Annotated in this window: 24 protein-coding genes; 9 read left to right on the plus strand and 15 right to left on the minus strand. The window is 58.1% G+C overall.

Annotated elements, in window-relative coordinates; translation table 11 throughout:
- Positions 1-146: 146 nt before the first annotated feature.
- Genes yihG through ACA061_RS04285 form a run of 3 tightly spaced genes read right to left on the minus strand, consistent with a single transcriptional unit; the run spans position 147 to position 3536 of the window.
- Positions 147-1049 (minus strand): 1-acylglycerol-3-phosphate O-acyltransferase, YihG family, encoded by a 903-nt coding sequence (yihG, locus tag ACA061_RS04275; RefSeq protein WP_150604395.1) that lies wholly within the window; start codon positions 1047-1049, stop codon positions 147-149.
- Positions 1050-3149 carry a phosphate acetyltransferase gene (gene pta, locus ACA061_RS04280; RefSeq protein WP_150617138.1) on the minus strand — a complete coding sequence of 700 codons (2100 nt, stop codon included), beginning with the start codon at positions 3147-3149 and terminating at the stop codon, positions 1050-1052. It lies immediately after the preceding gene.
- A gap of 60 nt (positions 3150-3209) precedes the next feature.
- Positions 3210-3536, minus strand: a complete 327-nt coding sequence (locus ACA061_RS04285) for a DUF3565 domain-containing protein (protein ID WP_045122156.1) — start codon at positions 3534-3536, stop codon at positions 3210-3212.
- On the opposite strand from ACA061_RS04285, the gene ACA061_RS04290 reads away from it, so the two are divergent.
- The 3 genes from ACA061_RS04290 to ACA061_RS04300 all read left to right on the plus strand — a co-directional run bounded on the left by ACA061_RS04290 (position 3505) and on the right by ACA061_RS04300 (position 5933).
- Positions 3505-3990, plus strand: a complete 486-nt coding sequence (locus ACA061_RS04290; protein WP_150604393.1) for an FKBP-type peptidyl-prolyl cis-trans isomerase — start codon at positions 3505-3507, stop codon at positions 3988-3990. The genes ACA061_RS04285 and ACA061_RS04290 overlap by 32 nt on opposite strands.
- Positions 3991-4113: 123 nt before the next feature.
- Positions 4114-4596: a glutathione peroxidase gene (locus ACA061_RS04295; RefSeq protein ID WP_042557689.1), complete on the plus strand. Its 483-nt coding sequence runs from the start codon at positions 4114-4116 to the stop codon at positions 4594-4596.
- A gap of 233 nt (positions 4597-4829) precedes the next feature.
- A complete protein-coding gene (locus tag ACA061_RS04300; protein ID WP_150617139.1) occupies positions 4830-5933 on the plus strand; it encodes an NADH:flavin oxidoreductase in 1104 nt (367 codons plus the stop codon).
- Positions 5934-6061: 128 nt separating this feature from the next.
- Here ACA061_RS04300 and ACA061_RS04305 read toward each other — a convergent pair whose 3' ends face one another.
- A complete protein-coding gene (locus tag ACA061_RS04305; protein ID WP_497300669.1) occupies positions 6062-7261 on the minus strand; it encodes a glycosyltransferase family 4 protein in 1200 nt (399 codons plus the stop codon).
- 42 nt (positions 7262-7303) lie between these two features.
- Positions 7304-8056, minus strand: a complete 753-nt coding sequence (cysZ, locus tag ACA061_RS04310) for a sulfate transporter CysZ (protein ID WP_150604390.1) — start codon at positions 8054-8056, stop codon at positions 7304-7306.
- Between the two features lie 310 nt (positions 8057-8366).
- On the opposite strand from cysZ, the gene trxB reads away from it, so the two are divergent.
- Positions 8367-9329: a thioredoxin-disulfide reductase gene (trxB, locus tag ACA061_RS04315; RefSeq protein ID WP_497300671.1), complete on the plus strand. Its 963-nt coding sequence runs from the start codon at positions 8367-8369 to the stop codon at positions 9327-9329.
- Positions 9330-9516: 187 nt separating this feature from the next.
- Here the strand turns inward: trxB and ACA061_RS04320 are convergent, their stop codons facing one another.
- The 6 genes from ACA061_RS04320 to ACA061_RS04345 form a co-directional block, all read right to left on the minus strand.
- On the minus strand, positions 9517-9855 hold the full coding sequence (locus ACA061_RS04320; RefSeq protein ID WP_210701377.1) for a HopJ type III effector protein: 339 nt from the start codon (positions 9853-9855) through the stop codon (positions 9517-9519).
- Entirely contained in the window at positions 9848-10144 is a 297-nt protein-coding gene (locus ACA061_RS04325) for a DUF1244 domain-containing protein (RefSeq protein WP_042557694.1), read from the minus strand. Before ACA061_RS04325 ends, ACA061_RS04320 begins: the two co-directional genes overlap by 8 nt.
- 96 nt (positions 10145-10240) lie before the next feature.
- Positions 10241-10612, minus strand: coding sequence for a dihydroneopterin triphosphate 2'-epimerase (gene folX / locus ACA061_RS04330; protein ID WP_016771653.1), 372 nt, complete (start codon positions 10610-10612; stop codon positions 10241-10243).
- Positions 10613-11173, minus strand: a complete 561-nt coding sequence (folE, locus tag ACA061_RS04335) for a GTP cyclohydrolase I FolE (RefSeq protein ID WP_210554525.1) — start codon at positions 11171-11173, stop codon at positions 10613-10615. It abuts the gene before it with no gap.
- Positions 11174-11195: 22 nt separating this feature from the next.
- On the minus strand, positions 11196-11906 hold the full coding sequence (gene folM / locus ACA061_RS04340) for a dihydromonapterin reductase (protein WP_210701378.1): 711 nt from the start codon (positions 11904-11906) through the stop codon (positions 11196-11198).
- Positions 11907-12064: 158 nt separating this feature from the next.
- Positions 12065-12640, minus strand: coding sequence for an antibiotic biosynthesis monooxygenase (locus ACA061_RS04345; RefSeq protein WP_210701379.1), 576 nt, complete (start codon positions 12638-12640; stop codon positions 12065-12067).
- A gap of 211 nt (positions 12641-12851) precedes the next feature.
- Between ACA061_RS04345 and ACA061_RS04350 the strand changes: the two genes are divergently transcribed.
- Positions 12852-13811, plus strand: coding sequence for a MerR family transcriptional regulator (locus tag ACA061_RS04350; protein WP_150617159.1), 960 nt, complete (start codon positions 12852-12854; stop codon positions 13809-13811).
- Between the two features lie 3 nt (positions 13812-13814).
- On the opposite strand, the gene ACA061_RS04355 is transcribed toward ACA061_RS04350, so the two are convergent.
- Positions 13815-14420 carry a hypothetical protein gene (locus ACA061_RS04355; RefSeq protein WP_150604383.1) on the minus strand — a complete coding sequence of 202 codons (606 nt, stop codon included), beginning with the start codon at positions 14418-14420 and terminating at the stop codon, positions 13815-13817.
- 72 nt (positions 14421-14492) lie between these two features.
- Entirely contained in the window at positions 14493-14951 is a 459-nt protein-coding gene (locus ACA061_RS04360; protein WP_210554529.1) for a PAS domain-containing protein, read from the minus strand.
- A 153-nt stretch (positions 14952-15104) separates the two neighbouring features.
- Here ACA061_RS04360 and ACA061_RS04365 point away from each other — a divergent pair, with 153 nt between their 5' ends.
- The 4 genes from ACA061_RS04365 to ACA061_RS04380 all read left to right on the plus strand — a co-directional run bounded on the left by ACA061_RS04365 (position 15105) and on the right by ACA061_RS04380 (position 18534).
- Entirely contained in the window at positions 15105-15563 is a 459-nt protein-coding gene (locus ACA061_RS04365) for a flavodoxin (RefSeq protein ID WP_497300674.1), read from the plus strand.
- A gap of 163 nt (positions 15564-15726) precedes the next feature.
- Positions 15727-16509, plus strand: a complete 783-nt coding sequence (locus ACA061_RS04370) for a class II aldolase/adducin family protein (protein ID WP_497300675.1) — start codon at positions 15727-15729, stop codon at positions 16507-16509.
- Complete coding sequence (locus tag ACA061_RS04375; protein WP_497300677.1) at positions 16509-17411, plus strand: alpha/beta fold hydrolase; 903 nt, start codon at positions 16509-16511, stop codon at positions 17409-17411. The genes ACA061_RS04370 and ACA061_RS04375 overlap by 1 nt, the downstream gene beginning before the upstream one ends.
- 211 nt (positions 17412-17622) lie before the next feature.
- On the plus strand, positions 17623-18534 hold the full coding sequence (locus tag ACA061_RS04380; RefSeq protein WP_497300678.1) for an SDR family oxidoreductase: 912 nt from the start codon (positions 17623-17625) through the stop codon (positions 18532-18534).
- 46 nt (positions 18535-18580) lie between these two features.
- On the opposite strand, the gene ACA061_RS04385 is transcribed toward ACA061_RS04380, so the two are convergent.
- Positions 18581-18841, minus strand: coding sequence for a hypothetical protein (locus tag ACA061_RS04385; RefSeq protein WP_150617164.1), 261 nt, complete (start codon positions 18839-18841; stop codon positions 18581-18583).
- On the minus strand, positions 18838-21156 hold the full coding sequence (locus ACA061_RS04390; RefSeq protein ID WP_497300679.1) for an S-type pyocin domain-containing protein: 2319 nt from the start codon (positions 21154-21156) through the stop codon (positions 18838-18840). The genes ACA061_RS04385 and ACA061_RS04390 overlap by 4 nt, the downstream gene beginning before the upstream one ends.
- Positions 21157-21553 lie beyond the last annotated feature (397 nt).

Here is a 21553-nt window from a genome sequence, read left to right on the forward strand (position 1 = left end):
TGCAAGAAAAAGCCCGCCGATGAGCAATCATCGGCGGGCTTTTTTTGTCGCTTTGAGAATGTCAAAAGATCGCAGCCTTCGGCAGCTCCTACAGGGTGTACGCCGATCTAATGTAGGAGCTGCCGAAGGCTGCGATCTTTTGATCTTTAATTCTTTGGGTATTCGCGGTGCATCTGTTCCAGCAACGCATCCTTGTCCAGCCACAGCTGATTGATCCAGCCCTGAAACTGCAAACGATACTCACCGTCCTGATCGTAATTCTTGCCGATGAACTGCTGAGGAATCTTCAGCTCTTCAAAATGCACCACTACATCTCGCACGTTGCCGCACAGCAAATCCCAGAACCCCGGACGTCCGGCTGGGTAGTGGATGGTCACGTTGACGATCGACTCCAGCTGTTCGCCCATCGCATCCAGCACAAACGCAATGCCGCCAGCCTTGGGCTTGAGCAGGTATTTGAACGGTGACTGCTGCTGCGCATGTTTGCCGTCAGTGAAGCGCGTGCCTTCGACGAAGTTGAAAATTCCCACCGGGTTGTTACGAAATTTCGCGCAGGTTTTGCGGGTGGTTTCGAGGTCTTTGCCTTTTTTCTCCGGGTGTTTTTCCAGATAGGCCTTGGAGTAGCGCTTCATGAACGGGAAGCCCAGCGCCCACCACGCCAGACCAATCACCGGCACCCAGATCAGTTCTTGCTTGAGGAAGAACTTCAGCGGCTGGATGCGACGGTTGAGTACGTATTGCAGCACCAGAATGTCGACCCAGCTCTGATGGTTGCTGGTGATCAGATAGGAGTGGTTGTAGTCGAGGCCTTGCAGGCCGCTGAGGTGCCAGCGCGTGCGGCGCACCAGGTTCATCCAGCCCTTGTTATTGCTGATCCACGCTTCGTGGGTGTGGCTCATCAGCCAACCAGCGATGCGCTGGGTGAAGGCGAACGGCAAGGCCTTGATCAGCGCCACGCAGAACAGGAACGAACACAGCAGAATCGTATTGAGCGCCAACAACAGTGAGGCGATCACGCCGCGCAGCGGTGCAGGTAGGAAATCCAGCATTTACACATCCATAGGTCGGTTGGCGGCTTGAATCGCGGTGAGGGCGATGGTGTAGACGATGTCATCGACTTGCGCGCCGCGCGGCAGGTCGTTCACCGGTTTGCGCAGGCCTTGCAGCATCGGGCCGAGGCTGACGCAGTCGGCGCTACGCTGTACGGCTTTGTGCGTGGTGTTGCCGGTGTTCAGATCGGGGAACACAAACACTGTGGCGCGACCGGCCACCGGACTGTTCGGCGCCAGTTGCCGGGCGACGGTTTCGTTGGCGGCGGCGTCGTATTGCAGCGGGCCGTCGATCAGCAATGTGTGCTGTTGTTCATGGGCGAGCAGGGTGGCCTCGCGGACTTTCTCGACTTCCTCGCCGGTGGCCGATTCGCCGCTGGAGTAACTGATCATCGCCACGCGCGGGGTGATGCCGAATGCCGCCGCCGAGTCGGCGCTTTGCAGGGCAATCTCGGCCAGTTCGGTGGCGCTCGGGTGCGGGTTCATCACGCAGTCGCCGTAGACCAGCACTTCCTCCGGGAACAGCATGAAGAACACCGACGACACCAGCGTGCAGCCCGGCGCCGTTTTAATAAGCTGCAGGGCCGGGCGGATGGTGTTGGCGGTGGTGTTGATCACGCCGGAAACCAGGCCGTCGACTTCATCCAGCGCGAGCATCATGGTGCCAATCACCACGGTGTCTTCCAGTTGCTGCTCGGCCATTGGCGCGTTGAGGCTTTTGGTTTTGCGCAAGGCAACCATCGGCTCGACGTAGCGCTCGCGGATCAGATCCGGATCGAGAATCTCCAGCCCCGGCGGCAACACGATGCCTTGGGCGCGGGCGACCGCTTCGACGTCTTCGGGTTTGGCCAGCAACACACAACGAGCTATCCCGCGTTCCTGACAAATTGCCGCCGCTTGCACGGTGAACGGCTCGCTGCCTTCAGGCAGGACGATGCGTTTGTTGGCGGCCTGGGCGCGCTGAATCAGTTGATAACGGAACACCGCCGGCGACAGGCGCATCTCGCGTGGCGTACCGCAGCGCTGGTGCAGCCAGTTGGCGTCGAGGTGGCTGGCGACGAAATCGGTGATGATCTCCGCTCGCTCGCGGTCATCGATCGGGATTTCCTTGTTCAAGCCGTTGAGCAGGTTGGCGGTGTCGTAGGAACCCGTGCTCACCGACAACACGGGTAAACCGGCCTGCAAGGCGCCACGGCACAAGTCCATGATGCGCGGATCGGGCAGGGTGTCGCTGGTCAGCAGCAGACCGGCCAGCGGCACGCCGTTGATTGCCGCGAGGCTGACCGCAAGGATGATGTCGTCGCGATCCCCCGGCGTTACCACCAGCACGCCGGGCTTGAGCAGCTCGACGGTGTTGCGCATGGTCCGTGCGCAAATGATGATTTTGGTCATGCGGCGGGTTTCATAGTCGCCGGCGTTGAGCACCTGTGCGCCCATCAGGTCGGCGACGTCGCGGGTCCGCGGTGCATTGAGTTCAGGCTGGAACGGGATGCAGCCGAGTAGACGGAAATCACCGCTGCGCAGTAATGGCGAATGTTCCTTCAGGCGCGAAGCAAACGCTTCCATGCTCTCGTCGGTCTTGACCTTGTTGAGGATCACGCCGAGGACTTTCGGGTCTTTCGGACCACCGAACAATTGCGCCTGCAATTCGACGCGGCCGGAGAGTTCGGCGAGCACTTCGTTTTCCGGCGCCGAGACCAGAATCACTTCGGCATCCAGACTTTTCGCCAGGTGCAGGTTGACCCGTGCGGCGTAACTGGCGCTGCGGGTCGGCACCATGCCTTCAACCACCAGCACGTCTTTGCCGACGGCTGCTTGCTGATACAGGGTGATGATTTCTTCGAGCAGCTCATCGAGCTGGCCATCGCCCAGCATTCGCTCGACATGGGCCAGACCCAGCGGCTGTGGTGGTTTCAGGCCGTGGGTGCGCGCCATCAGTTCGGTGGAGCGCTCAGGGCCGGTGTCGCCCGGATGCGGTTGGGCGATCGGTTTGAAAAAACCGACTTTCAGCCCGGCCCGCTCCAGCGTGCGCACCAGCCCGAGGCTGATGGAGGTCAGACCCACACCAAAATCGGTGGGCGCGATAAAAAAAGTTTGCATGCGAATTCTCTAAGGGTGCATGGCAATGGCGATCATCTATCTCTGACAATCTGCCGAAATTCAGTCGCCAAGGTTATCGCTAACCGAGCCTTGAGCGCACCAACCGCAGGCAAAGGGTTGGCCTATTTTTTCAATACGTTGCGCCGGGTCCAGCACCCACGCGCGCGATTGCCACGGTGGCTGGTGGCGCAGGTGCTGAGTGTGGCCACAGGAAAGCTCGGCCACCCAGTGACCGTCCTCGTCCTGATGGAAGCCGGTAATCGTCGAATCCCGTTTGTCCGGGTTGTGTTCGCTTTCGCGCGATTGCTTCGCTAAACTTGGCCTTTCTATATTCTTCTGCAAAAGGTCTCGCCCCATGCTGATCGCCGCCAATAAGGCTGTCTCCATCGACTATACCCTGACCAACGACGCTGGTGAGGTCATCGACAGCTCCGCCGGCGGCGCACCGCTGGTCTACCTGCAAGGCGCAGGCAACATCATCCCGGGCCTGGAAAAAGCCCTGGAAGGCAAAGCTGTTGGTGATGAACTGGAAGTATCCGTTGAGCCGGAAGACGCTTACGGCGAATACGCTGCCGAACTGGTCAGCACCCTGAGCCGCAGCATGTTCGAAGGCGTTGACGAGCTGGAAGTCGGCATGCAGTTCCACGCTTCGGCGCCGGACGGCCAGATGCAAATCGTCACCATTCGTGACCTCGACGGCGACGACGTCACCGTCGACGGCAACCACCCACTGGCCGGTCAGCGCCTGAACTTCAAAGTGAAGATCGTTGCTATCCGTGACGCCAGCCAGGAAGAAGTCGCTCATGGTCACGTCCATGGCGAAGGTGGCCATCAGCACTGATTTTCTGCGCTAAGCTTCGAGTACTGGAGAGGCGCCTGCGGGCGCCTTTTTCAGTCCGCGGCTGTCCTTGGTGGTCTCGCCAAGTGGCTGTTTCGAGTAGAACACGGGAATCTGGAGTTCGTCATGAGTGCTTTTCACGACCTTAAGTTGACAGCCCTGGATGGTCAGGAGCTACCGCTGGCGCCCTTCAAGGGCCAAGTCGTGCTGGTGGTCAACGTCGCCTCCAAATGCGGGTTGACCCCACAGTACGCGGCGCTGGAAAACCTCTACCAGCAATTCAAAGGTAAAGGTTTCAGTGTATTGGGCCTGCCGTGCAACCAGTTTGCCGGTCAGGAGCCAGGCACCGAGCAGGAAATCCAGGATTTCTGCAGCCTCAACTACGGCGTGACGTTCCCGTTGTCGAGCAAGCTCGAAGTCAACGGTCACGAGCGTCATCAGCTCTATCGGCTGCTGGCGGGCGAGGGCGCGGAATTTCCCGGTGACATCACCTGGAATTTCGAGAAGTTCCTGCTTGGCAAGGACGGTCGCGTGCTGGCCCGGTTCTCGCCGCGCACGGCGCCGGATGATCCGACGGTGATTGCTGCCATCGAGAAAGCGCTGGGCTAAAACCCTCAAGATCAAGAGATCGTCCGATCGCAGCCCGAGCCTTCGGCAGCTCTTACAGGGGACTGCTGGCGCTCCGATCTTTTCGTTTGGCTTGCATTCGATTGTGTGGGAGCTGCCGAAGGCTGCGATCTTTTCGTTTCTAATCCTTGATCACCCAAATCAATAGTGCTGTTCAAAGGCTTCGCCTGTCCATATTATCGCCGTCATAAAGTCATTTCCTGCGGAGTCTTCCCATGCCGGTTCAAGCCCTGTTCAAACCGTTCCACCTCGGCACTCTCGAACTGCCGACCCGTGTGGTCATGGCGCCGATGACCCGTTCGTTTTCTCCGGGCGGCGTACCGAACTCCAAAGTCATCGAGTACTACCGTCGTCGCGCTGCTGCCGGCGTTGGCCTGATCATCACCGAAGGCACGACCGTCGGCCATATTGCGTCCAACGGTTACCCGAATGTGCCGCAGTTCTTTGGTGAAGCACCCTTGGCCGGTTGGAAAAAAGTCGTCGACGCGGTGCATGCCGAGGGCGGCAAGATCGTTCCACAGCTCTGGCACGTCGGTAGCGTGCGCCGCATCGGCACCGAACCGGACGCCAGCGTGCCGGCTTATGGCCCGACGGAAAAACTCAAGGACGGTCAGGTCGTCGTGCACGGCATGACCAAGCAGGACATCCAGGACGTGATCGGCGCCTTCGCCCAAGCGGCCAAGGATGCCCAAAGCATCGGCATGGACGGCGTGGAAATCCACGGCGCCCATGGTTATCTGGTCGACCAGTTCTTCTGGGAAGGCAGCAACCAGCGCACTGACGAATACGGCGGCAGCCTGGCCAACCGTTCGCGTTTTGCCATCGAGCTGATTCAGGCTGTGCGTGCAGCGGTGGGCGAAGGTTTCCCGATCATCTTCCGTTTCTCGCAATGGAAACAGCAGGATTACACCGCGCGGCTGGTGCAAACCCCGGAAGCCTTGGGTGAATTCCTCGCGCCGTTGTCCGACGCTGGCGTGGACATTTTCCACTGCTCGACGCGGCGTTTCTGGGAGCCGGAATTCGATGGCTCCGAGCTGAACCTGGCTGGCTGGACGCGCAAACTGACCGGCAAACCGACCATCACCGTCGGCAGCGTAGGCCTGGATGGCGAGTTCCTGCAGTTCATGGTCAACACCGACAAGATCGCAGAACCGGCCAGTTTGGAGAACCTGCTTGAGCGTCTGAACAAAGAGGAATTCGATCTGGTAGCGGTGGGGCGCGCACTGCTGGTCGATCCGGACTGGGCACTGAAAGTGCGCGAAGGGCGTGAGCAGGACATTCTGCCGTTCAGCCGTGAGGCGTTGATGACACTGGTTTAAGCGCTAACCAGCACTGACGCCATCGCGAGCAGGCTCACTCCTACATTGAATCGCACTTCCTCAGGAAGAACGCGGTTAATTGTAGGAGTGAGCCTGCTCGCGATGGCTGCTTCAGAGTCAGCAAAGATTCAGGGCAATGTCGGTGCATTCGGCACCACCAACTCCCCGACACAAGCCCCCCGCAAATGACCTTCAAACTGCTCGATAATCGCCGCCCACCCTTGGCGACTCGCATGTTGGCGCGCATTCAGCCGCACGCAGCGCAACGTTTCATATTTCTCCAACAACCATACCGCCGCATCGCAAAACGCCTCTTCATCGCCCGGCATCGCCAGCACGCCGCTGTAGCCATGGCGAATATGCTGCGCTGCCGCTGCCTGATCGTAGGCCACCACGCCAAGCCCTGAGGCCAGCGCTTCGAGCACGACATTGCCAAAGGTTTCGGTCAGGCTCGGGAACAGAAACACATCGCCGGATGCATAGTGCGCGGCCAGCGCTTCGCCGCGCTGCGACCCGCAGAAAATCGCCTCGGGCAGATCCCTCTCCAGTGCCATGCGTTGCGGCCCGTCGCCGACCACGATCAGCTTCAGAGTGCGTTGTGGATAAGTTTCGCGCAGCTTTTCAAAGCAGCGTTTGAGCAAACCGAGGTTTTTCTCTGGTGCGAGCCTTCCTACGTGAATCACCGCAATATCGCGCTCGCCCAGTCCCCATTGCTCACGCAGGGCATTCAGGCGTTTGGCCGGATGAAACAACTGGCTGTCCACCCCTCGGGACAACAACGCCAGTCGCTCGAAATGCCGCCGCTCCAGTTCCAGTCGCTGACTGATACTCGGCACCAGCGTCAGCGCCGAACGGTTGTGAAACCAGCGCAAATAATGCGTCAGGAGCCGCGTCAGCAGGCCGAGGCCGTATTGGCTGGTGTATTGCTGGAAATTGGTATGAAAGCCACTGACCACCGAAATCCCCAGTCGTCGCGCCGCTCGCAACGCCGACAGACCGAGCGGGCCTTCGGTGGCGATGTACAGCACGTCCGGACGCTGGCGCTTCCAGCGCCGCAGCAACTTGTGCATCGACGATTGGCCCCATTGCAATCCGGGATAGCCCGGCAGCGGCCAGCCCCGGCACAAGAGCAAGGCATCGTCTTCAGTACGCTGCGGATCATCAGGCTGACGTGGGCGTATCAGGTCGACCCGATGTCCGCGCGCACGCAATCCATCGCACAAGCGGCCAAGGGTATTGGCCACGCCGTTGATTTCCGGTGGGAAGGTTTCGCTGATCAGAGTGATATGTAGAGCTGTCGTCATGACCCCAGTGTCGGCTGAGGCCATGTCGAGCTTGTGACGTTCGGATGATGGATTTGTGACGCCGCGTTAGCGCTGGGTCACGAGATTCTCGGCACCGCGCTCACGCACCCAGAACAGCGTCGCCCCGGCCACGGCGGCCGGCATCATGAGGATGTTGACCACCGGAATCAGCAACACCAGATAAACGATCCCGCCGAAACTCATGCTCTGCCAGCGCTTTTCGCGCAGCCAAGCGAGCATTTCGTTCCAGCCCAGTTTGTGGTTGTCCGCCGGGTAGTCGATGTACTGGATCGCCATCATCCACACGCCGAACAACAGCCACAGCGGTGCGGCGACGATGTTCACCACGGGGATGAACGAGAGAATGAACAGGCCGATCGCCCGAGGCAGGAAGTAGCCGAGCTTGCGCATTTCCCGGGCGAGGGTACGCGGGACCATGGCGATCAGTTCGCCCCAGCTGAAGGCCGGGAAGTCGTCGGTGCCACGCACCACCACTTCGACTTTTTCCGCGAGGAAACCGTTAAACGGCGCAGCAATGATATTGGCTAGCATGGTGAACGTGAAAAACACCATCAATGCCACCAGCACCACGAACAGCGGCCAGAGAACGTAGCTGAGGAAACTCAGCCACTCGGGCAGCGATGGCATCAGCGTGTCGACCCACAGGCTGAACTGGTGGCCGGCCAGATAGATCAATCCGACGAACAGCACCAGGTTGATCGCCAGCGGCAGCAACACGAACAGGCGCAGGCCCGGACTGAGAACCAGTTTGAGGCCTTCGCGCAGGTATTGCGGGCCGGACAGAACAGGGGCGGGCATAAGGTGCTCCGAGCAAGGGAAAACGCGCCGACCTTACCGACTTTGCACCACGTGCGAAAGCGCGGCAGAGCGATCGACATTCACTGTAACAAAGACGTCCATCTCGTCAGTGTCTCGGCATAGAGACCACCTATGAGCTGGATTGTTAAACCGTATTTCCTTAATCTTGCCCCCCTCGATACGCTGCACCCAACTTTTTACAGGACTGTCGAGTTCATGCCTTCCCCAAGGTTATCCACAGTCCTTTTTTATTCCGCCGGCAGTCCGGCGTCCGCGCCAGCTGTATTGGCCGGTCAACAGGAGCAGATTCATGTCTGAAGTCCGTCATTCGCGAGTGATCATTCTCGGTTCCGGTCCTGCCGGTTACAGCGCTGCGGTGTATGCCGCACGTGCCAACCTCAAGCCACTGCTGATCACCGGCATGCAGGCTGGCGGTCAACTGACCACCACCACCGAAGTCGACAACTGGCCGGGCGACGTCCACGGTCTGACCGGTCCGGTGCTGATGGAGCGCATGCGCGAGCACGCCGAGCGTTTTGAAACCGAGATCGTTTTCGATCACATCAATGCCGTCGACTTCGCTTCCAAGCCTTACAGCCTGACCGGCGACAGCGCGACTTACACCTGCGACGCCCTGATCATCGCCACCGGTGCCAGCGCTCGTTACCTGGGCCTGCCGTCGGAAGAAGCGTTCATGGGCAAAGGCGTTTCGGCCTGCGCGACCTGCGACGGTTTCTTCTACCGCAACAAACCGGTTGCAGTGGTTGGCGGCGGTAACACCGCTGTTGAAGAGGCCCTGTACCTGGCCAACATCGCCAGCACCGTGACCCTGATCCACCGTCGCGAAACCTTCCGCGCCGAGAAGATCTTGATCGACAAGCTCAACGCTCGCGTGGCTGAAGGCAAGATCATCCTCAAGCTCAACGCCACCCTCGACGAAGTGTTGGGCGACAACATGGGCGTGACCGGTGCGCGTCTGAAGAACAATGACGGCAGCTTCGACGAAATCACCGTTGACGGCGTGTTCATCGCCATCGGCCATACCCCGAACACTTCTCTGTTCGAAGGTCAGCTGGATTTGAAGGACGGCTATCTGATCGTGCAGGGCGGCCGTGAAGGCAACGCCACCGCCACTAACGTTGAAGGCATCTTCGCTGCCGGTGACGTGGCCGACCACGTTTACCGTCAGGCCATCACCTCGGCCGGCGCCGGTTGCATGGCGGCACTGGATACCGAGCGTTACCTGGACGGTCTGCAGAACGCTTCGTTCTAAGATCGCAGGCACAAAAAAACCGGCTTCGGCCGGTTTTTTTATGCCCGTTATTTCAGGCGCGACGCGATTCCAATGTAGGAGTGAGCCTGCTCGCGATAGCGGTTTTACATTCAGCTTATGTATCGACTGACACAGCGCTATCGCGAGCAGGCTCACTCCTACAGGGGATTGTGTTTACAGATCGAAATCAGCGACGGGTCAGGGGTTGTGTTTCGAACTTCACGCCCGCCAGACCCTTCGCGATCAACGCGCGGATATTGCCGTGATCACTGCCCTCAGGCGTGGCCACTACCGAGCGGTAATGCTCGCCGAACGCCAGCAGCGCTTCCTCGTCACTCAAGCCTTCCAGCAATGCCAGACCCAGGGTCTTGCACGAGCCTTCGTTCTGCCCGGCGGCGTTTTCCACGCCACCGTTGTTGAACGCTTGAGGCTGGTAGTCATAGCCCGCGGCGATGAACGCCAGGGTGTCGGCGAAAGCGTGTTCGCCGCTCTTTAGGCTGGCGCGCAGGGTGTTCAGGTCACTCATGGGTTTTTCCTTTGGCGAACGCTGCTTGTTGCTCAGCGCTGGCTTCTTGCTGAAATTGGGCTTTCCACTCGGCGTACGGCATGCCGTAAACCACTTCGCGGGCGTCGTCGAGGCTGACCTCGATCTGGCGCTCATCGGCTTCGGCCTTGTACCACTTCGACAGGCAGTTGCGGCAGAACCCGGCGAGGTTCATCAGGTCGATGTTCTGCACATCCTTGCGGCTGTCCAGGTGCGCGACCAGTCGGCGGAAGGCGGCGGCTTCGAGTTCGAGGCGTTGTTGCTCGTTCATGGGAGTCTCTGCGAGACAGCTTCAAGCGACGAGCTTCAAGCTGCAAGATGGTTGGCGGTGATACGAAGTTTACAGCTTGGCGCTTGAAGCTTGAAGCTAGCGGCTCGCTGCAAGCGTGATCGACACCGACTCGGCAAAGCGCAGCGCGTGCGGCTTGTCGACTTCGACTTCGGCGTACAGCACCGAGGCGTTGGTCATCACCAGATCGAGCAATTCCTGGGTCAGGCGCTCGAGCAGGGCAAAACGATTGCCCTCGACGTGGGCGATGATTGCCTTGGTGATGGTGCGGTAATTGAGCGCGTGGTCGATGTCATTGTCACGCACCGCTTCTTGCGCGGCGTACAGGATGGTCAGGTTGATCAGCACATCCTGCTTGTTGAGGATTTCGTCCTCGTTGATCCCGATAAAGGTGCGCAAGCGCAGATCCTTGACCCGGATACGCGCCATTCCCGGCTGAAGTTGTGGCATTTACTTGCTCCGTCCAATCAATTGCAGGAACTCCTGACGGGTGTTGCTCGAGTCGCGGAAGGCGCCGAGCATGACCGAGGTGTTCATGGTCGAATTCTGTTTTTCGACACCGCGCATCATCATGCACATGTGTCTGGCCTCGATGACCACCGCAACACCGGCGGCATCGGTAACCTGTTGCACCGCATCGGCAATCTGCCGGGTGAGGTTTTCCTGAATTTGCAGGCGTCTGGCGAACATGTCCACCAGTCGCGCGATCTTCGACAGCCCCAGCACTTTGCCAGTCGGAATATAAGCCACATGGGCCTTGCCGATGAAGGGCAGCAGGTGATGTTCGCACAACGAGTACAACTCGATGTCGGCGACGATGATCATCTCGTCGCTGTCGGAGGCAAACAGCGCGCCATTGACGATTTTGTCGACGCTCTGCTCGTAACCGTGACACAGGTATTGCATGGCCTTGGCCGCCCGCGCCGGCGTATCGAGCAATCCTTCACGGTCGGGATCTTCACCGAGGCCAATGAGGATTTCACGGTAGTTCTCGGGCAGGGAACGGATCATCGAACATCCTCGCGGGGCAGCGTTATTTGACGTGCCTTCCGCCATTGACGGTCAGGGTCGTGCCGGTGACATAAGGGTTGTCGAGCAGGTAGCGAAGGCTCTGGTAGATCACTTCGCTACCGGGTTCGATGCCCAGCGCGGATTTGGCCAGGGCCTTGGCGCGGTACGCCGCGTCGTCGTCGGGGTTGAACAATAGCAGGGCCGGCGCAATGCCGTTGACCTTGATCGCCGGCGCATAGCGAGCGGCGAAGGACAGGGTCAGGCTGTCGAGCCCGGCTTTGCTGGCGCAATAGGCGATGTGCTTGCTGCTGCCCTTGCGAGTGACATCGTCGCTGATGTGGATGATGTCGGCGGGTGTCGATTGCTTGAGCAGGTCGGCGCAGTGCAGGTTGATCAGATAGGGCGCGAGCATGTGAATGTTGACCATGCGGTTGAACGCTTCGGCTTCGCTGCCCGGGGTTTCCGCCTGCCAGTCGGAGGCGTTATGCACGATCGCCCGCAGGCTGTCGGTGTGGGTGTTCAATTCGGCGATGAACGCGAGGATGCCGGCTTCGCTGGAAAAGTCTGCGAATACGCCGATGGCGCCCAGATCACGTAGCGTCTGGACACCGGGGCGTTCGCTGCGATAGGTGAAAATGACGCGGTGGCCGTCTTCGAGCAAACGCTGCGCGCAGTGCAGACCGACACGTTGGCCGGCGCCGGTGATCAGGATCGGGGCGGAGGTTGTAGTCATGAACGGCTCGCGTCGCGGTGGGTGCAAAAACTATAACAGCGGCGGGCCTGAAAAGATCGCAGCCTCCGGCAGCTCCCGCACTGCGCCACTGTCGCAACTGTGTAGGAGCCGTGTAGGAGCCATGTAGGAGCATTCGAGTGCAACGAGGCTGCGATCTTTTAGCGGTTCTGCGTAGAGGGTGCGACAGGCAACGGACGCGCAGGCGTGCTGTTCAACCAGTTCGCCAGCAACCGCGTCGACAACGGAATAAAGAAATAAACCATCAGCGGCGTCAGGCATGCCGTGCTGATCAACACTTTCGGCAAAAGGCTCATGTCCACGAGCAACGGACCCACGACAAAATTGAACAACAGCGACACCGGAAAGAATGCCAGCCAGATCGCAATCGCCTGTTTCCAGCGCGGCGGGCGCTGGCCGACTACGCTTGTGCCGAACCAGCCTTCGATGCCACTGACACGATGCTCTTTGGGATGGGCAAACAGATCGCTGCCACGATCCAGCCAGGCGGTACGCGAGGCCGAATGCTCCCACGCATGCAAAGTCTGTTCATCGACAAAGCGGAAGATAATCTGGAATTCGTTATCGCCGGGCGGCGGTGCGAGCACGCCGGAACCCAGATAACCGGGGAAATCGGTGGCCAGTTGTTCGCCTTCGCGCAGCCAGGCGATCAGATCCTGATAGCGGCCATCGGCGACGCGACGCGCAACCATCAGCGTGACGGGTGAAGTAGACATTGTGTATCTCCGTATCTCGATTGCGTCACTCCGGGTAGGAGTTTCGCCTGACGCAAGGCCGGGGTGGAGGCCTGCGCTTTTCAGCAAGCAAGGATTATTCCTGATTTTCGTGTTTAAACCAGAGACTTTCGTCGCATATCTCTACTTGAACGCAATCAGCGCATCGGGGTTAGAATGGGATCCAATTCACCCGTCCGGAAGTTGAGGCCCAATGCCTGTCATGACAGACGCGCACCCAGTTTCTCAGGCATCTGTTGCGCTCGAGCGCGAGGATCTGTTTCCTATCCGTGAAGTCGCGAGGCTGACAGGTGTCAATCCGGTCACGCTGCGCGCCTGGGAACGTCGCTATGGTTTGATCCTGCCGGTGCGCACCGAGAGTGGGCATCGGCTGTATTCGATGACCGAAATCGAGCGCGTTCGCAGCATCGTCGACTGGATCGATCGTGGTGTGGCGGTCAGCAAGATCGGCAAGATTCTCGCCAGGACCGAACCGCTGAAGGTTCTCGCGCACATCATTCCCGATGATCTGGTGCAAGCCGATTATCTGCAATGGCAAGTGCAGCTCCAGCAGGCGATCAGCTCTTTCGATGATCAGCAGCTGGATCGGGTCTACGGTCAGATCTTTTCTTCTTATGCGTTGCCCGTTGTGTTTCAGGACATCCTGATGCCGTTATGGCTGCAGTTGTTGCAGCGTCAGGATGGCTTTGGGCAGACCAGCGAATGGCTGTTCTTCGACGGGTTTCTTAGGGCGCGGGTGTTACACCGAATCATCACCCTGCGTGGCGCACAACCGCGACGGGTGATCGTCAGCGCACTGGCCGGGCAATGCCGGGAGCTTGAGTTGCTGGTGGCGGCGTTGTTTCTGAGTGGCAACGACGCAGGCGTTCGTGTGTTGACCACCGGCCAGCCGCTCGATGAGCTGACCCTCGTTTGCGAGAAGATCAAACCTGACGCACTGGTGCTGTTTTCCAATCACGCCCCGAGTGCCGATTTGCCCCGGCGTCTGAATCGACTGGCCTTGAGTCTTGATTGTCAGCTGATGCTCGCCGGCGATGCGTCTGATCTGGCGCAAGAGAGTCTGGCCGGATCATCTGTGGCGTGCCTGGGTAATGAAGGGATGAACATGCGTCAGCGCATGACGCAGTTTCTGGCGGGGAAGCTTGATACCTGAGAATCAGGTGTGCAGGGCAGGGTGCGTCAAACGATGTTGCTGCAGGATGAACTGTCGAAGACGCTCGGTTTCGTCGCTGTCTGTCTGGCTGAGTTCGTAGGCGTAGAAACCACTCTCGGTTTCGCGCTCGAAATTGCCGCGCAATGCGATCCGCTCATAACCCGAAGGGCTGAACCACAGCGCGAAGTGCTTGGGCGGTTTGGTCTTGTTGCGCACTTCCAGCAGTACGCCTTTATGTGAAACCTCGTGAACCCACAGCGTGCCCGCCTGGCCTTTGGCATTCTCCAGCGCCACCGGCTCTTCAAGTGTCAGCCGCCACGGACGAACCATCGGGCCATCTTCGTAGATGCTTGGCACACCGAGGCGCAGGTGCAGTGCATGAAACTCGTCTTCCACCAGATGCAGTGGAAACGTCATCTGCTGATTTTCGAAGTTGGCCTGAATGGTCACTTGCTCGTGAGCGGCCAGACGCGTGAGCAAATCACGGATCTGCGAACCACCGTTAACCAGCAGACTCGACGTCGCATCCCGCACATTGAGTTGCGGGTTGTGCTGCATGGTCTGGATAAAATCCAGCTCATCCTGGGTCAGGAGCGCGTCGCGTTGCATGGCTAACTCGAAAGGAATAGTTACAAAGTCATTGGTGATTGTAGTTAATGACAACCAGTTCGATGTTTTGTTTTAACCGTTTGTCGCTTTCAAGGCGGCGAGTTCTGTTTCCAGTGCAGCGACCCGGGCCTCCAGCTGCGCGACACGTTGCTGAGCCTTGACCTGCATCGTCACATCTTTTTGCACGCCGACAAAGTAAGTCTGCCCGTCATCGGCATTTTTTACCGTTGAAAGTGACAATTCATTCCAGAACGCCGTGCCGTCCTTACGGTAGTTGCGCAAAATTTCCCGACACGAGCCGTTGGTACGCAATACATCGCGAATGAGCTCCAGGCTCTCCTGATCACGGTCGCCGGCCTGCAGAAAGCGGCAATCCTGATAGAGGATTTCTTCGCTGGAGTAACCGGTGAGACGCTCGAAGGCCGGGTTGACGTAGATCAGGATGTTGTCCCGCTCGCCTTCTTTTTCCGCGACCACAATCCCGTCATTCGATGCGTTGATCACCATTTGCAGCAAGTGAGCGTTGATCATCCTTGAATCCTTTCAGAGCTGGCATTGGCACGCATTCTAGAAGAACGGCGGTGCCTGTCCATAGGACATCAGCGCTCATTGAGAGCCAATCGCAACTTCACGGCTGAGGCTGTTACTATCGCCGCTCTTTTTTTCAGTTTCAGGATCAGATTGATGAAAGTCGCCATCCTCTCCGGTTCGGTCTACGGCACCGCCGAAGAAGTCGCCCGCCACGCCCAGAACCTGCTGAAAGCCGCTGGCTTTGAAACCTTCTACAACTCACGCGTCAGCCTGGCCGAGGTTCAGGCTTTCGCGCCAGAAGCGTTTCTTGCCGTGACCTCGACCACCGGCATGGGCGAGTTGCCGGACAACCTGCAACCGTTGTATTCGATGATCCGCGATCAATTGCCTGCCGCCTGGCGTGGTTTGCCGGGTGCGGTGATTGCTTTGGGCGACGCCAGTTACGGCGACACCTTCTGCGGTGGCGGTGAGCAAATGCGCGAACTGTTTTTCAGCGAACTCGGCCTGCGTGAAGTTCAAGAGATGCTGCGCCTCGATGCCAGCGAAAGCGTCACCCCGGAAACCGACGCCGAGCCGTGGCTGGCGGATCTGATTGGCGCGCTCAAGGGTTGATTGCCGCTCCTTTGTTGGCGCCGTTGCCTTGACATGGATCCAAGGAGTTTGCATGGCTGACCCGTTCAGTCATCAAGCTGGCTGGCAATGCAACTACGCGATCGACTGCGCCTGACTAGACTGCTGACACCAGCAGAACAATAAGAACGCAGAGGTGCATACAGTGAGCGTAGCCCCCGTCCAGTCGTCCCTTAATGTCAAAGAGCAGGTCAGCGCCGCCGAGTGGCAGACACGCGTCGATCTCGCCGCTTGCTATCGTCTGGTCGCGTCGCATGGTTGGGACGATCTGATCTTCACGCACATATCCGCCAAGGTGCCGGGCACTGAAGATTTCCTGATCAATCCGTTTGGCCTGATGTTCCACGAAATCACCGCATCGAGCCTGGTGAAAGTCGATCAGGCCGGCAAAAAGCTCATGGACAGCCCCTACGAAATCAACCCGGCCGGCTACACCATTCACAGCGCCGTGCACGAAGTGCGTCACGATGTGGTTTGCGTGCTGCATACGCACACCGCTTCGGGCGTGGCGGTGTCGGCGCAAAAGCAAGGCGTGTTGCCGATCAGCCAGCAGTCGCTGTTCGTGCTGTCGAGCCTGGCGTATCACGGCTATGAAGGGGTGGCGCTGAATCACGAAGAGAAGGCGCGCTTGCAGGCCGACCTCGGTGAGAACAACTTCCTCATGCTGCACAACCACGGTCTGCTGACCTGTGGCGGCACCATCGCTGATACCTTCCTGATGATGTTCACCTTCCAGCGCGCCTGCGACATCCAGGTGATGGCCCAGACCGGCGGCGCTGAACTGATCGCCATCGAACCGCAGATTCTGGCAGGCGCCAAGGCAATGATCGCCGGCGTGACCAAAAGTGCTCAAGGCATGGGTGGCGCGCTGGCCTGGCCGGCGCTGCTGCGCAAACTCGATAAACAAGACCCCGGATATAAACTCTAATGCCTCTTGCCGAGATTCCTCTGTGTGTCTGGCGTAAACGCAGCCAGACGTTTGTCTTTCGTGGCCAGTCGATCCGCTACTGGACGACGGGGCAGGGTGAGCCGCTGCTGCTGATCCATGGTTTCCCTACCGCCAGTTGGGATTGGCATTATCTGTGGCAACCACTGGCCCAGCGTTATCGGGTGATCGCTTGCGACATGCTGGGTTTCGGTGATTCGGCCAAACCTGCCAATCACCGCTACAGCCTGCTGGAGCAGGCCGATCTGCAACAGGCGCTGCTCGCGCATTTGCAGGTCGAACAGCCGCTACACATCTTCGCTCACGATTATGGCGACAGCGTCGCGCAGGAGCTGCTTGCCCGGCACTACGAAGACAAGATCGAAGTCGCCAGTTGCGTGTTCCTCAACGGCGGTCTGTTCCCGGAAACCCATCGTCCGGTATTGATGCAAAAGCTATTGCTCAGCCCGTTGGGCTGGATGATCGGCCGCGCCTTTACTCGCGACGCACTGGTGAAAAGCTTCCGCCAGATCTTCGGTCCGCAGACCGGGCCGACCGAGAGCGAGCTGGACGATTTCTGGAGCCTGGTCGACAGCAATCACGGCCCGCGGATCATGCACAAGTTGATTAACTACATCCCCGAACGGCGGGTGCAGCGTGATCGTTGGGTGGCGGCGATGCAGCGCGGCGAAGTGCCGTTGCGGGTCATTGATGGTGAAGTTGATCCGATCTCGGGTGCGCACATGGTTGAGCGCTATCGGCAGTTGATACCGGATGCCGACACCGTGCTGTTGCCGGGCATCGGCCACTATCCGCAGATCGAAGCGCCGGTGCAGGTGCTCAAGCATTACCTGGCGTTTCGCGAACGTTTTGCGCTACCACCGCGCAAGGTCGCATGCTCCTGACAGATCAAAAGATCGCAGCCTTCGGCAGCTCCTACACCTATCCCATATAGGAGCTGCCGAAGGCTGCGATCTTTTGATCTTTTGATTTTGCGCGGCACATCATCCCCCAGCCTTATCGCGCACCATTCAGCCTCAACCGTGTTCGTTGTGACCGAAAGCCCCGTGCCTGACACTCGGGGTCACTGTCCCTTGGCCTGCTGGAGTTGCCGCGATGAATGAGTCTGTGCGTTTCGAAGATAAAGTCGTGATTGTCACCGGAGCCGGTGGCGGCCTCGGACGGGCGCACGCTTTGCTGTTCGCCAAACAGGGCGCCAAAGTGCTGGTCAATGATCTCGGCGGCTCGACTCAAGGCGAAGGCGCCAATGCATCTGCCGCTGATCGCGTGGTCGCTGAGATTCGTGAAGCTGGCGGTAGCGCCGAAGCCAACCATGACTCGGTTACCGACGGCGACAAACTGGTGCAGAACGCGCTGGATGTTTTCGGCCGCGTCGACGTCGTGGTCAACAACGCCGGGATCCTGCGCGACAAGACCTTCCACAAAATGGACGACGCCGATTGGGATCTGGTCTACCGCGTCCACGTTGAAGGCGCCTACAAAGTCACTCGCGCCGCATGGCCGCACCTGCGCGAGCAAAACTATGGCCGAGTGATCTTCACTGCTTCAACTTCAGGCATCTACGGCAACTTCGGCCAGTCCAACTACGGCATGGCCAAGCTTGGTCTATACGGGCTGACCCGCACCTTGGCCATCGAGGGCCGCAAGAACAACATCTTGGTGAACGCCATCGCGCCAACCGGCGGCACGCGCATGACCGAAGGTCTGATCCCGCCGCAAGTGTTCGAGCAACTGAAACCGGAACTGGTCAGCCCGTTGGTGGTGTACCTGGCCAGTGAGCAGTGCCAGGAGACTTCCGGGCTGTTCGAAGTCGGCGGTGGCTGGATGGGCAAGGTGCGTTGGGAGCGCAGCCTGGGCGCCGGGTTCGACCCGCGAGTGGGCTTCTCGCCCGAGGATGTAGCGGCGCACTGGCAGCAGATTTGTGATTTCGAAGGGGCGGCGCATCCGAAGGACAATATTGAAGCGCTGAAGGAAATGATGGCGAATTTGCAGAAGTATTCGCTCTGAAAGTGTACGGAGCCGCCAAGACGTTCGCGCTTGGTGGCTCCCGATTTCAAACGTATCTTCTTTCTGTCATATAAGCGGGCGGGGCCCAGTTAGGCCCTTTTACTGCGAGCCCATTTTCCCCGTTTGCCAGCACGCCGGCATTGATCAGCCGCGTATAGGCGTTTTCAAGCGCACCATATTCTTTGAGAAGTTCGCGATTGTGGATTCTTATCATCATGTCCAGATGCGGTGTTGCTTTAATTAAAGCAAACACGGTGACGATATCATCCAAGGATTCATTTTTAACAATCATCTCGACGGTGCTCATTGCCACATCTCCTTCAACAGTTTTTGATAATTACGCTCTCCCTGCTCGAGTGCAGCATTTAGTGCTTCGGTGGTATAAAGAAGAGTTGGGTCATCTTTTAGCTGGAAATCCTCCAAAGTCGCAGTGTGAACGTTATTCCAGATCGGAGAACCGATATCTGGTCTCTCGGTATCACCAAAGCCTAAAGCTTTAAATCGTTCGAACTCTCTTATTTCATGAGTGTAGAAACGTTTGTCAGTGTCAGTGGCTTCAAGTTCTCCACGAGCAATACGCTCCAGCCGATCAAGCATTATTTCATTGGCGTCTGATTGCAGAAATTTCGAAATGTGTAATTTCACGATAATTGTTCCCTCCGCTGAAATGGTTTCCGGTACCCACTGCAAATCTAAAATTTCCCCCCCGATTTGGTCAGGGTTGAAATCACGGCCACTGTATTTACCCTTGACGGTTGCCCCCGCATAAGGACAGCTAAACACCACATAAAGCGGAACAATCCCCGAGTCATCCGGAAACACAATGATGAATCGTTCCCAGCCCTCGACCAGAATAGGATGCAGATCCAGACGCCCTTCAACCGGGACAATCGGTGCGCCGGAATATGCGGTCGACTCGGTTTCGACCATTGGCGATTCGGTCGAGCTGTTACCCGGGGAGATGGCGGGTGTCCAGGTCAGGAAGTCGGTTGGCGAATCCGGGAGCGCGGCCTCGTAAACATCATTCAGCAAGTCGTAAGCCGCATTCAGAACCAGCACGCTCGAGCGAATATGAAAGTCATCGGTCGAGGCGACGAATACTTCCGCGCCAGCGCCGAATGGCCGGACGCCCAAGCCTACCGGCATCTCCAGCGTGCCTTGTCGGTCGGCTATATCGCGCAGTGTCTGGGCAGACTCCGACGACAACTCGGAAAATGGAACGCTCATGGCAAACCGCTCGCCGTTTCCCAGGCGTGACGGCATCAATAAAGCCGCGAAACCTATCAACACCGGGCTGCCGAACAGCGCGGCGCCAGATGCTTTCACGGTCAGTAAACCTGAGCGCAGTGCATTGAGAATTGCGGAAGACGTCGCCGGGGGAAGACGTATGGCTGTCGAAGCAAAGGAGAAATGCGGGCTGGTTGAAGCCACTACTCCTGACGCAGCATAAACACGTTGAATCTCTGGCGAATGGTGCCCCAGATTTTGAGCGTCAGCCTCAGTCGTAAAGTCCGGTTCAATGTCGTGCAGCCCTGGTTCATTTCCCAATTGCTGCTGGTTCTCCAATGTCGCCAGATGAGCTTGGCGTTTGGCTAAGGCGGTCGCGGTTTCAAGGACTTTGTGGCGAAGTTCCATGCTCTTTTTATCTGCTTGAACCTGCTTTTGTATCGCCTCAATGCGCAGTTCCATTTCCGCTTGAAGGCGAGCCTGCTCAGCGGCGAACACCCGTGCGGCTGTTTCAGCGTTGGCTTGTGCTTCAGCCAATGCGATCCTCAATTGCGCAATCCGCTCTCTTTCCCGAGCTTCAGCATCGGCATTGATCCGCGCCACTTCAGCGGCCAGGCGAGCCTGTTCAGCATCCCGGCGTTGTTTCTCTGCGAGTGCGGCCAGCCTTGCCTGTTCCCGAGCGCGGGCTTGCTCTTGTTCTCGGCGTACTGCTTCGGCAAGTTCTCTCTGCCGTTGCTGTTCGGCTGCGATCCGCGCATGTTCTGCAGCCAATCGCTGGGCTTCTTGCGCAGCGGCAGCCGCTTGCGCCTGATCATTGGCCAGCACGGCGGACAGCCAGTTCTGCACGTTGATTTGCTGTTGATTGAGAAGCTGGACAGTCTGATTTAGCAGCCTCGCTTCATGGGCCGCCCGATAGGACTGACTCCATAGCTCTCGCACGGGCGGGCCTGTGCGGTTCGTTCGCCGGATAGCCGAGGCCTGATTCAGAAAATCATTGAAGTTTTTACCCAGCGGATCACTTCCAAAAAAACGATTGGCAATAGTGATCTGCTCGTGAAGTTGAGCGGACTTGCGTTGAATGAGGGTATTTCTTACATCCAGTTCGCGGACTATTGCTGCCGCGGGTGGTAGTGGACTGGTTGACCGTTCCAGCCGTGTTGCAGCGAGTTCATTCTCAATGGATTGAGGCAATAAGAAGGACTTCGCGCTGAACTCCTGTTCCAGGGTAACTTGAGTTTCGTACATTAGTTCGCGGGTTTTATGGTTGGCGCCTGCCGGCCCAAACATGCCGCTATAGGAATAGCCCTGATTGCTTTCCTTGAAGGGGTCGTAATGATCAGGGGCGGGTGCATTAATATGTGTTGCATCAAGTATCAAGGGTGGAGGTCTTTGCATATTCATGTCCTTTTGAATTGCGTGGCGGCTCGCTGGAAAGTAAGCGCGGGCGATAGTGACTTCCGTGTCACCGGCGAATATTTGAGGTGTTTCAAGTTACATCAGAATTGCTGTTGCAAAATCCGAGAAGCTCGTAAGTAACAAGGCGTTGTTTTGAGAGGTTTTTCGCAGACTAATAACGAAGTGAGGAGGATTCTTCTGCGCAGCAGGAAAGGTCCGACGCTTTTCTCGGAATGTTTTTACAGTTCGTAGGGATGCCTTTTCAACAGCCATAAAAAAGGCCGCTGCAAACGTAGCGGCCAAGGTAAGACGTTGGATCAAGGAGCTACAAATCAACGTCAGTGAACACCGGGGCGATAAACCGACTCATCGATTCATCTGAAATCTGTCAGCAGTG

This window comes from Pseudomonas sp. LBUM1668 (assembly GCF_059695715.1).

Excerpts from the sequence above, each read along its gene's own strand:
- yihG (WP_150604395.1), bottom strand. The coding sequence starts at position 1,049 with ATGCTGGATTTCCTACCTGCACCGCTGCGCGGCGTGATCGCCTCACTG.
- pta (WP_150617138.1), bottom strand. The coding sequence starts at position 3,149 with ATGCAAACTTTTTTTATCGCGCCCACCGATTTTGGTGTGGGTCTGACC.
- ACA061_RS04290 (WP_150604393.1), top strand. The coding sequence starts at position 3,505 with ATGCTGATCGCCGCCAATAAGGCTGTCTCCATCGACTATACCCTGACC.
- ACA061_RS04285 (WP_045122156.1), bottom strand. The coding sequence starts at position 3,536 with ATGGAGACAGCCTTATTGGCGGCGATCAGCATGGGGCGAGACCTTTTG.
- ACA061_RS04295 (WP_042557689.1), top strand. The coding sequence starts at position 4,114 with ATGAGTGCTTTTCACGACCTTAAGTTGACAGCCCTGGATGGTCAGGAG.
- ACA061_RS04300 (WP_150617139.1), top strand. The coding sequence starts at position 4,830 with ATGCCGGTTCAAGCCCTGTTCAAACCGTTCCACCTCGGCACTCTCGAA.
- ACA061_RS04305 (WP_497300669.1), bottom strand. The coding sequence starts at position 7,261 with ATGGCCTCAGCCGACACTGGGGTCATGACGACAGCTCTACATATCACT.
- cysZ (WP_150604390.1), bottom strand. The coding sequence starts at position 8,056 with ATGCCCGCCCCTGTTCTGTCCGGCCCGCAATACCTGCGCGAAGGCCTC.
- trxB (WP_497300671.1), top strand. The coding sequence starts at position 8,367 with ATGTCTGAAGTCCGTCATTCGCGAGTGATCATTCTCGGTTCCGGTCCT.
- ACA061_RS04320 (WP_210701377.1), bottom strand. The coding sequence starts at position 9,855 with ATGAGTGACCTGAACACCCTGCGCGCCAGCCTAAAGAGCGGCGAACAC.
- ACA061_RS04325 (WP_042557694.1), bottom strand. The coding sequence starts at position 10,144 with ATGAACGAGCAACAACGCCTCGAACTCGAAGCCGCCGCCTTCCGCCGA.
- folX (WP_016771653.1), bottom strand. The coding sequence starts at position 10,612 with ATGCCACAACTTCAGCCGGGAATGGCGCGTATCCGGGTCAAGGATCTG.
- folE (WP_210554525.1), bottom strand. The coding sequence starts at position 11,173 with ATGATCCGTTCCCTGCCCGAGAACTACCGTGAAATCCTCATTGGCCTC.
- folM (WP_210701378.1), bottom strand. The coding sequence starts at position 11,906 with ATGACTACAACCTCCGCCCCGATCCTGATCACCGGCGCCGGCCAACGT.
- ACA061_RS04345 (WP_210701379.1), bottom strand. The coding sequence starts at position 12,640 with ATGTCTACTTCACCCGTCACGCTGATGGTTGCGCGTCGCGTCGCCGAT.
- ACA061_RS04350 (WP_150617159.1), top strand. The coding sequence starts at position 12,852 with ATGCCTGTCATGACAGACGCGCACCCAGTTTCTCAGGCATCTGTTGCG.
- ACA061_RS04355 (WP_150604383.1), bottom strand. The coding sequence starts at position 14,420 with ATGCAACGCGACGCGCTCCTGACCCAGGATGAGCTGGATTTTATCCAG.
- ACA061_RS04360 (WP_210554529.1), bottom strand. The coding sequence starts at position 14,951 with ATGATCAACGCTCACTTGCTGCAAATGGTGATCAACGCATCGAATGAC.
- ACA061_RS04365 (WP_497300674.1), top strand. The coding sequence starts at position 15,105 with ATGAAAGTCGCCATCCTCTCCGGTTCGGTCTACGGCACCGCCGAAGAA.
- ACA061_RS04375 (WP_497300677.1), top strand. The coding sequence starts at position 16,509 with ATGCCTCTTGCCGAGATTCCTCTGTGTGTCTGGCGTAAACGCAGCCAG.
- ACA061_RS04380 (WP_497300678.1), top strand. The coding sequence starts at position 17,623 with ATGAATGAGTCTGTGCGTTTCGAAGATAAAGTCGTGATTGTCACCGGA.
- ACA061_RS04385 (WP_150617164.1), bottom strand. The coding sequence starts at position 18,841 with ATGAGCACCGTCGAGATGATTGTTAAAAATGAATCCTTGGATGATATC.
- ACA061_RS04390 (WP_497300679.1), bottom strand. The coding sequence starts at position 21,156 with ATGCAAAGACCTCCACCCTTGATACTTGATGCAACACATATTAATGCA.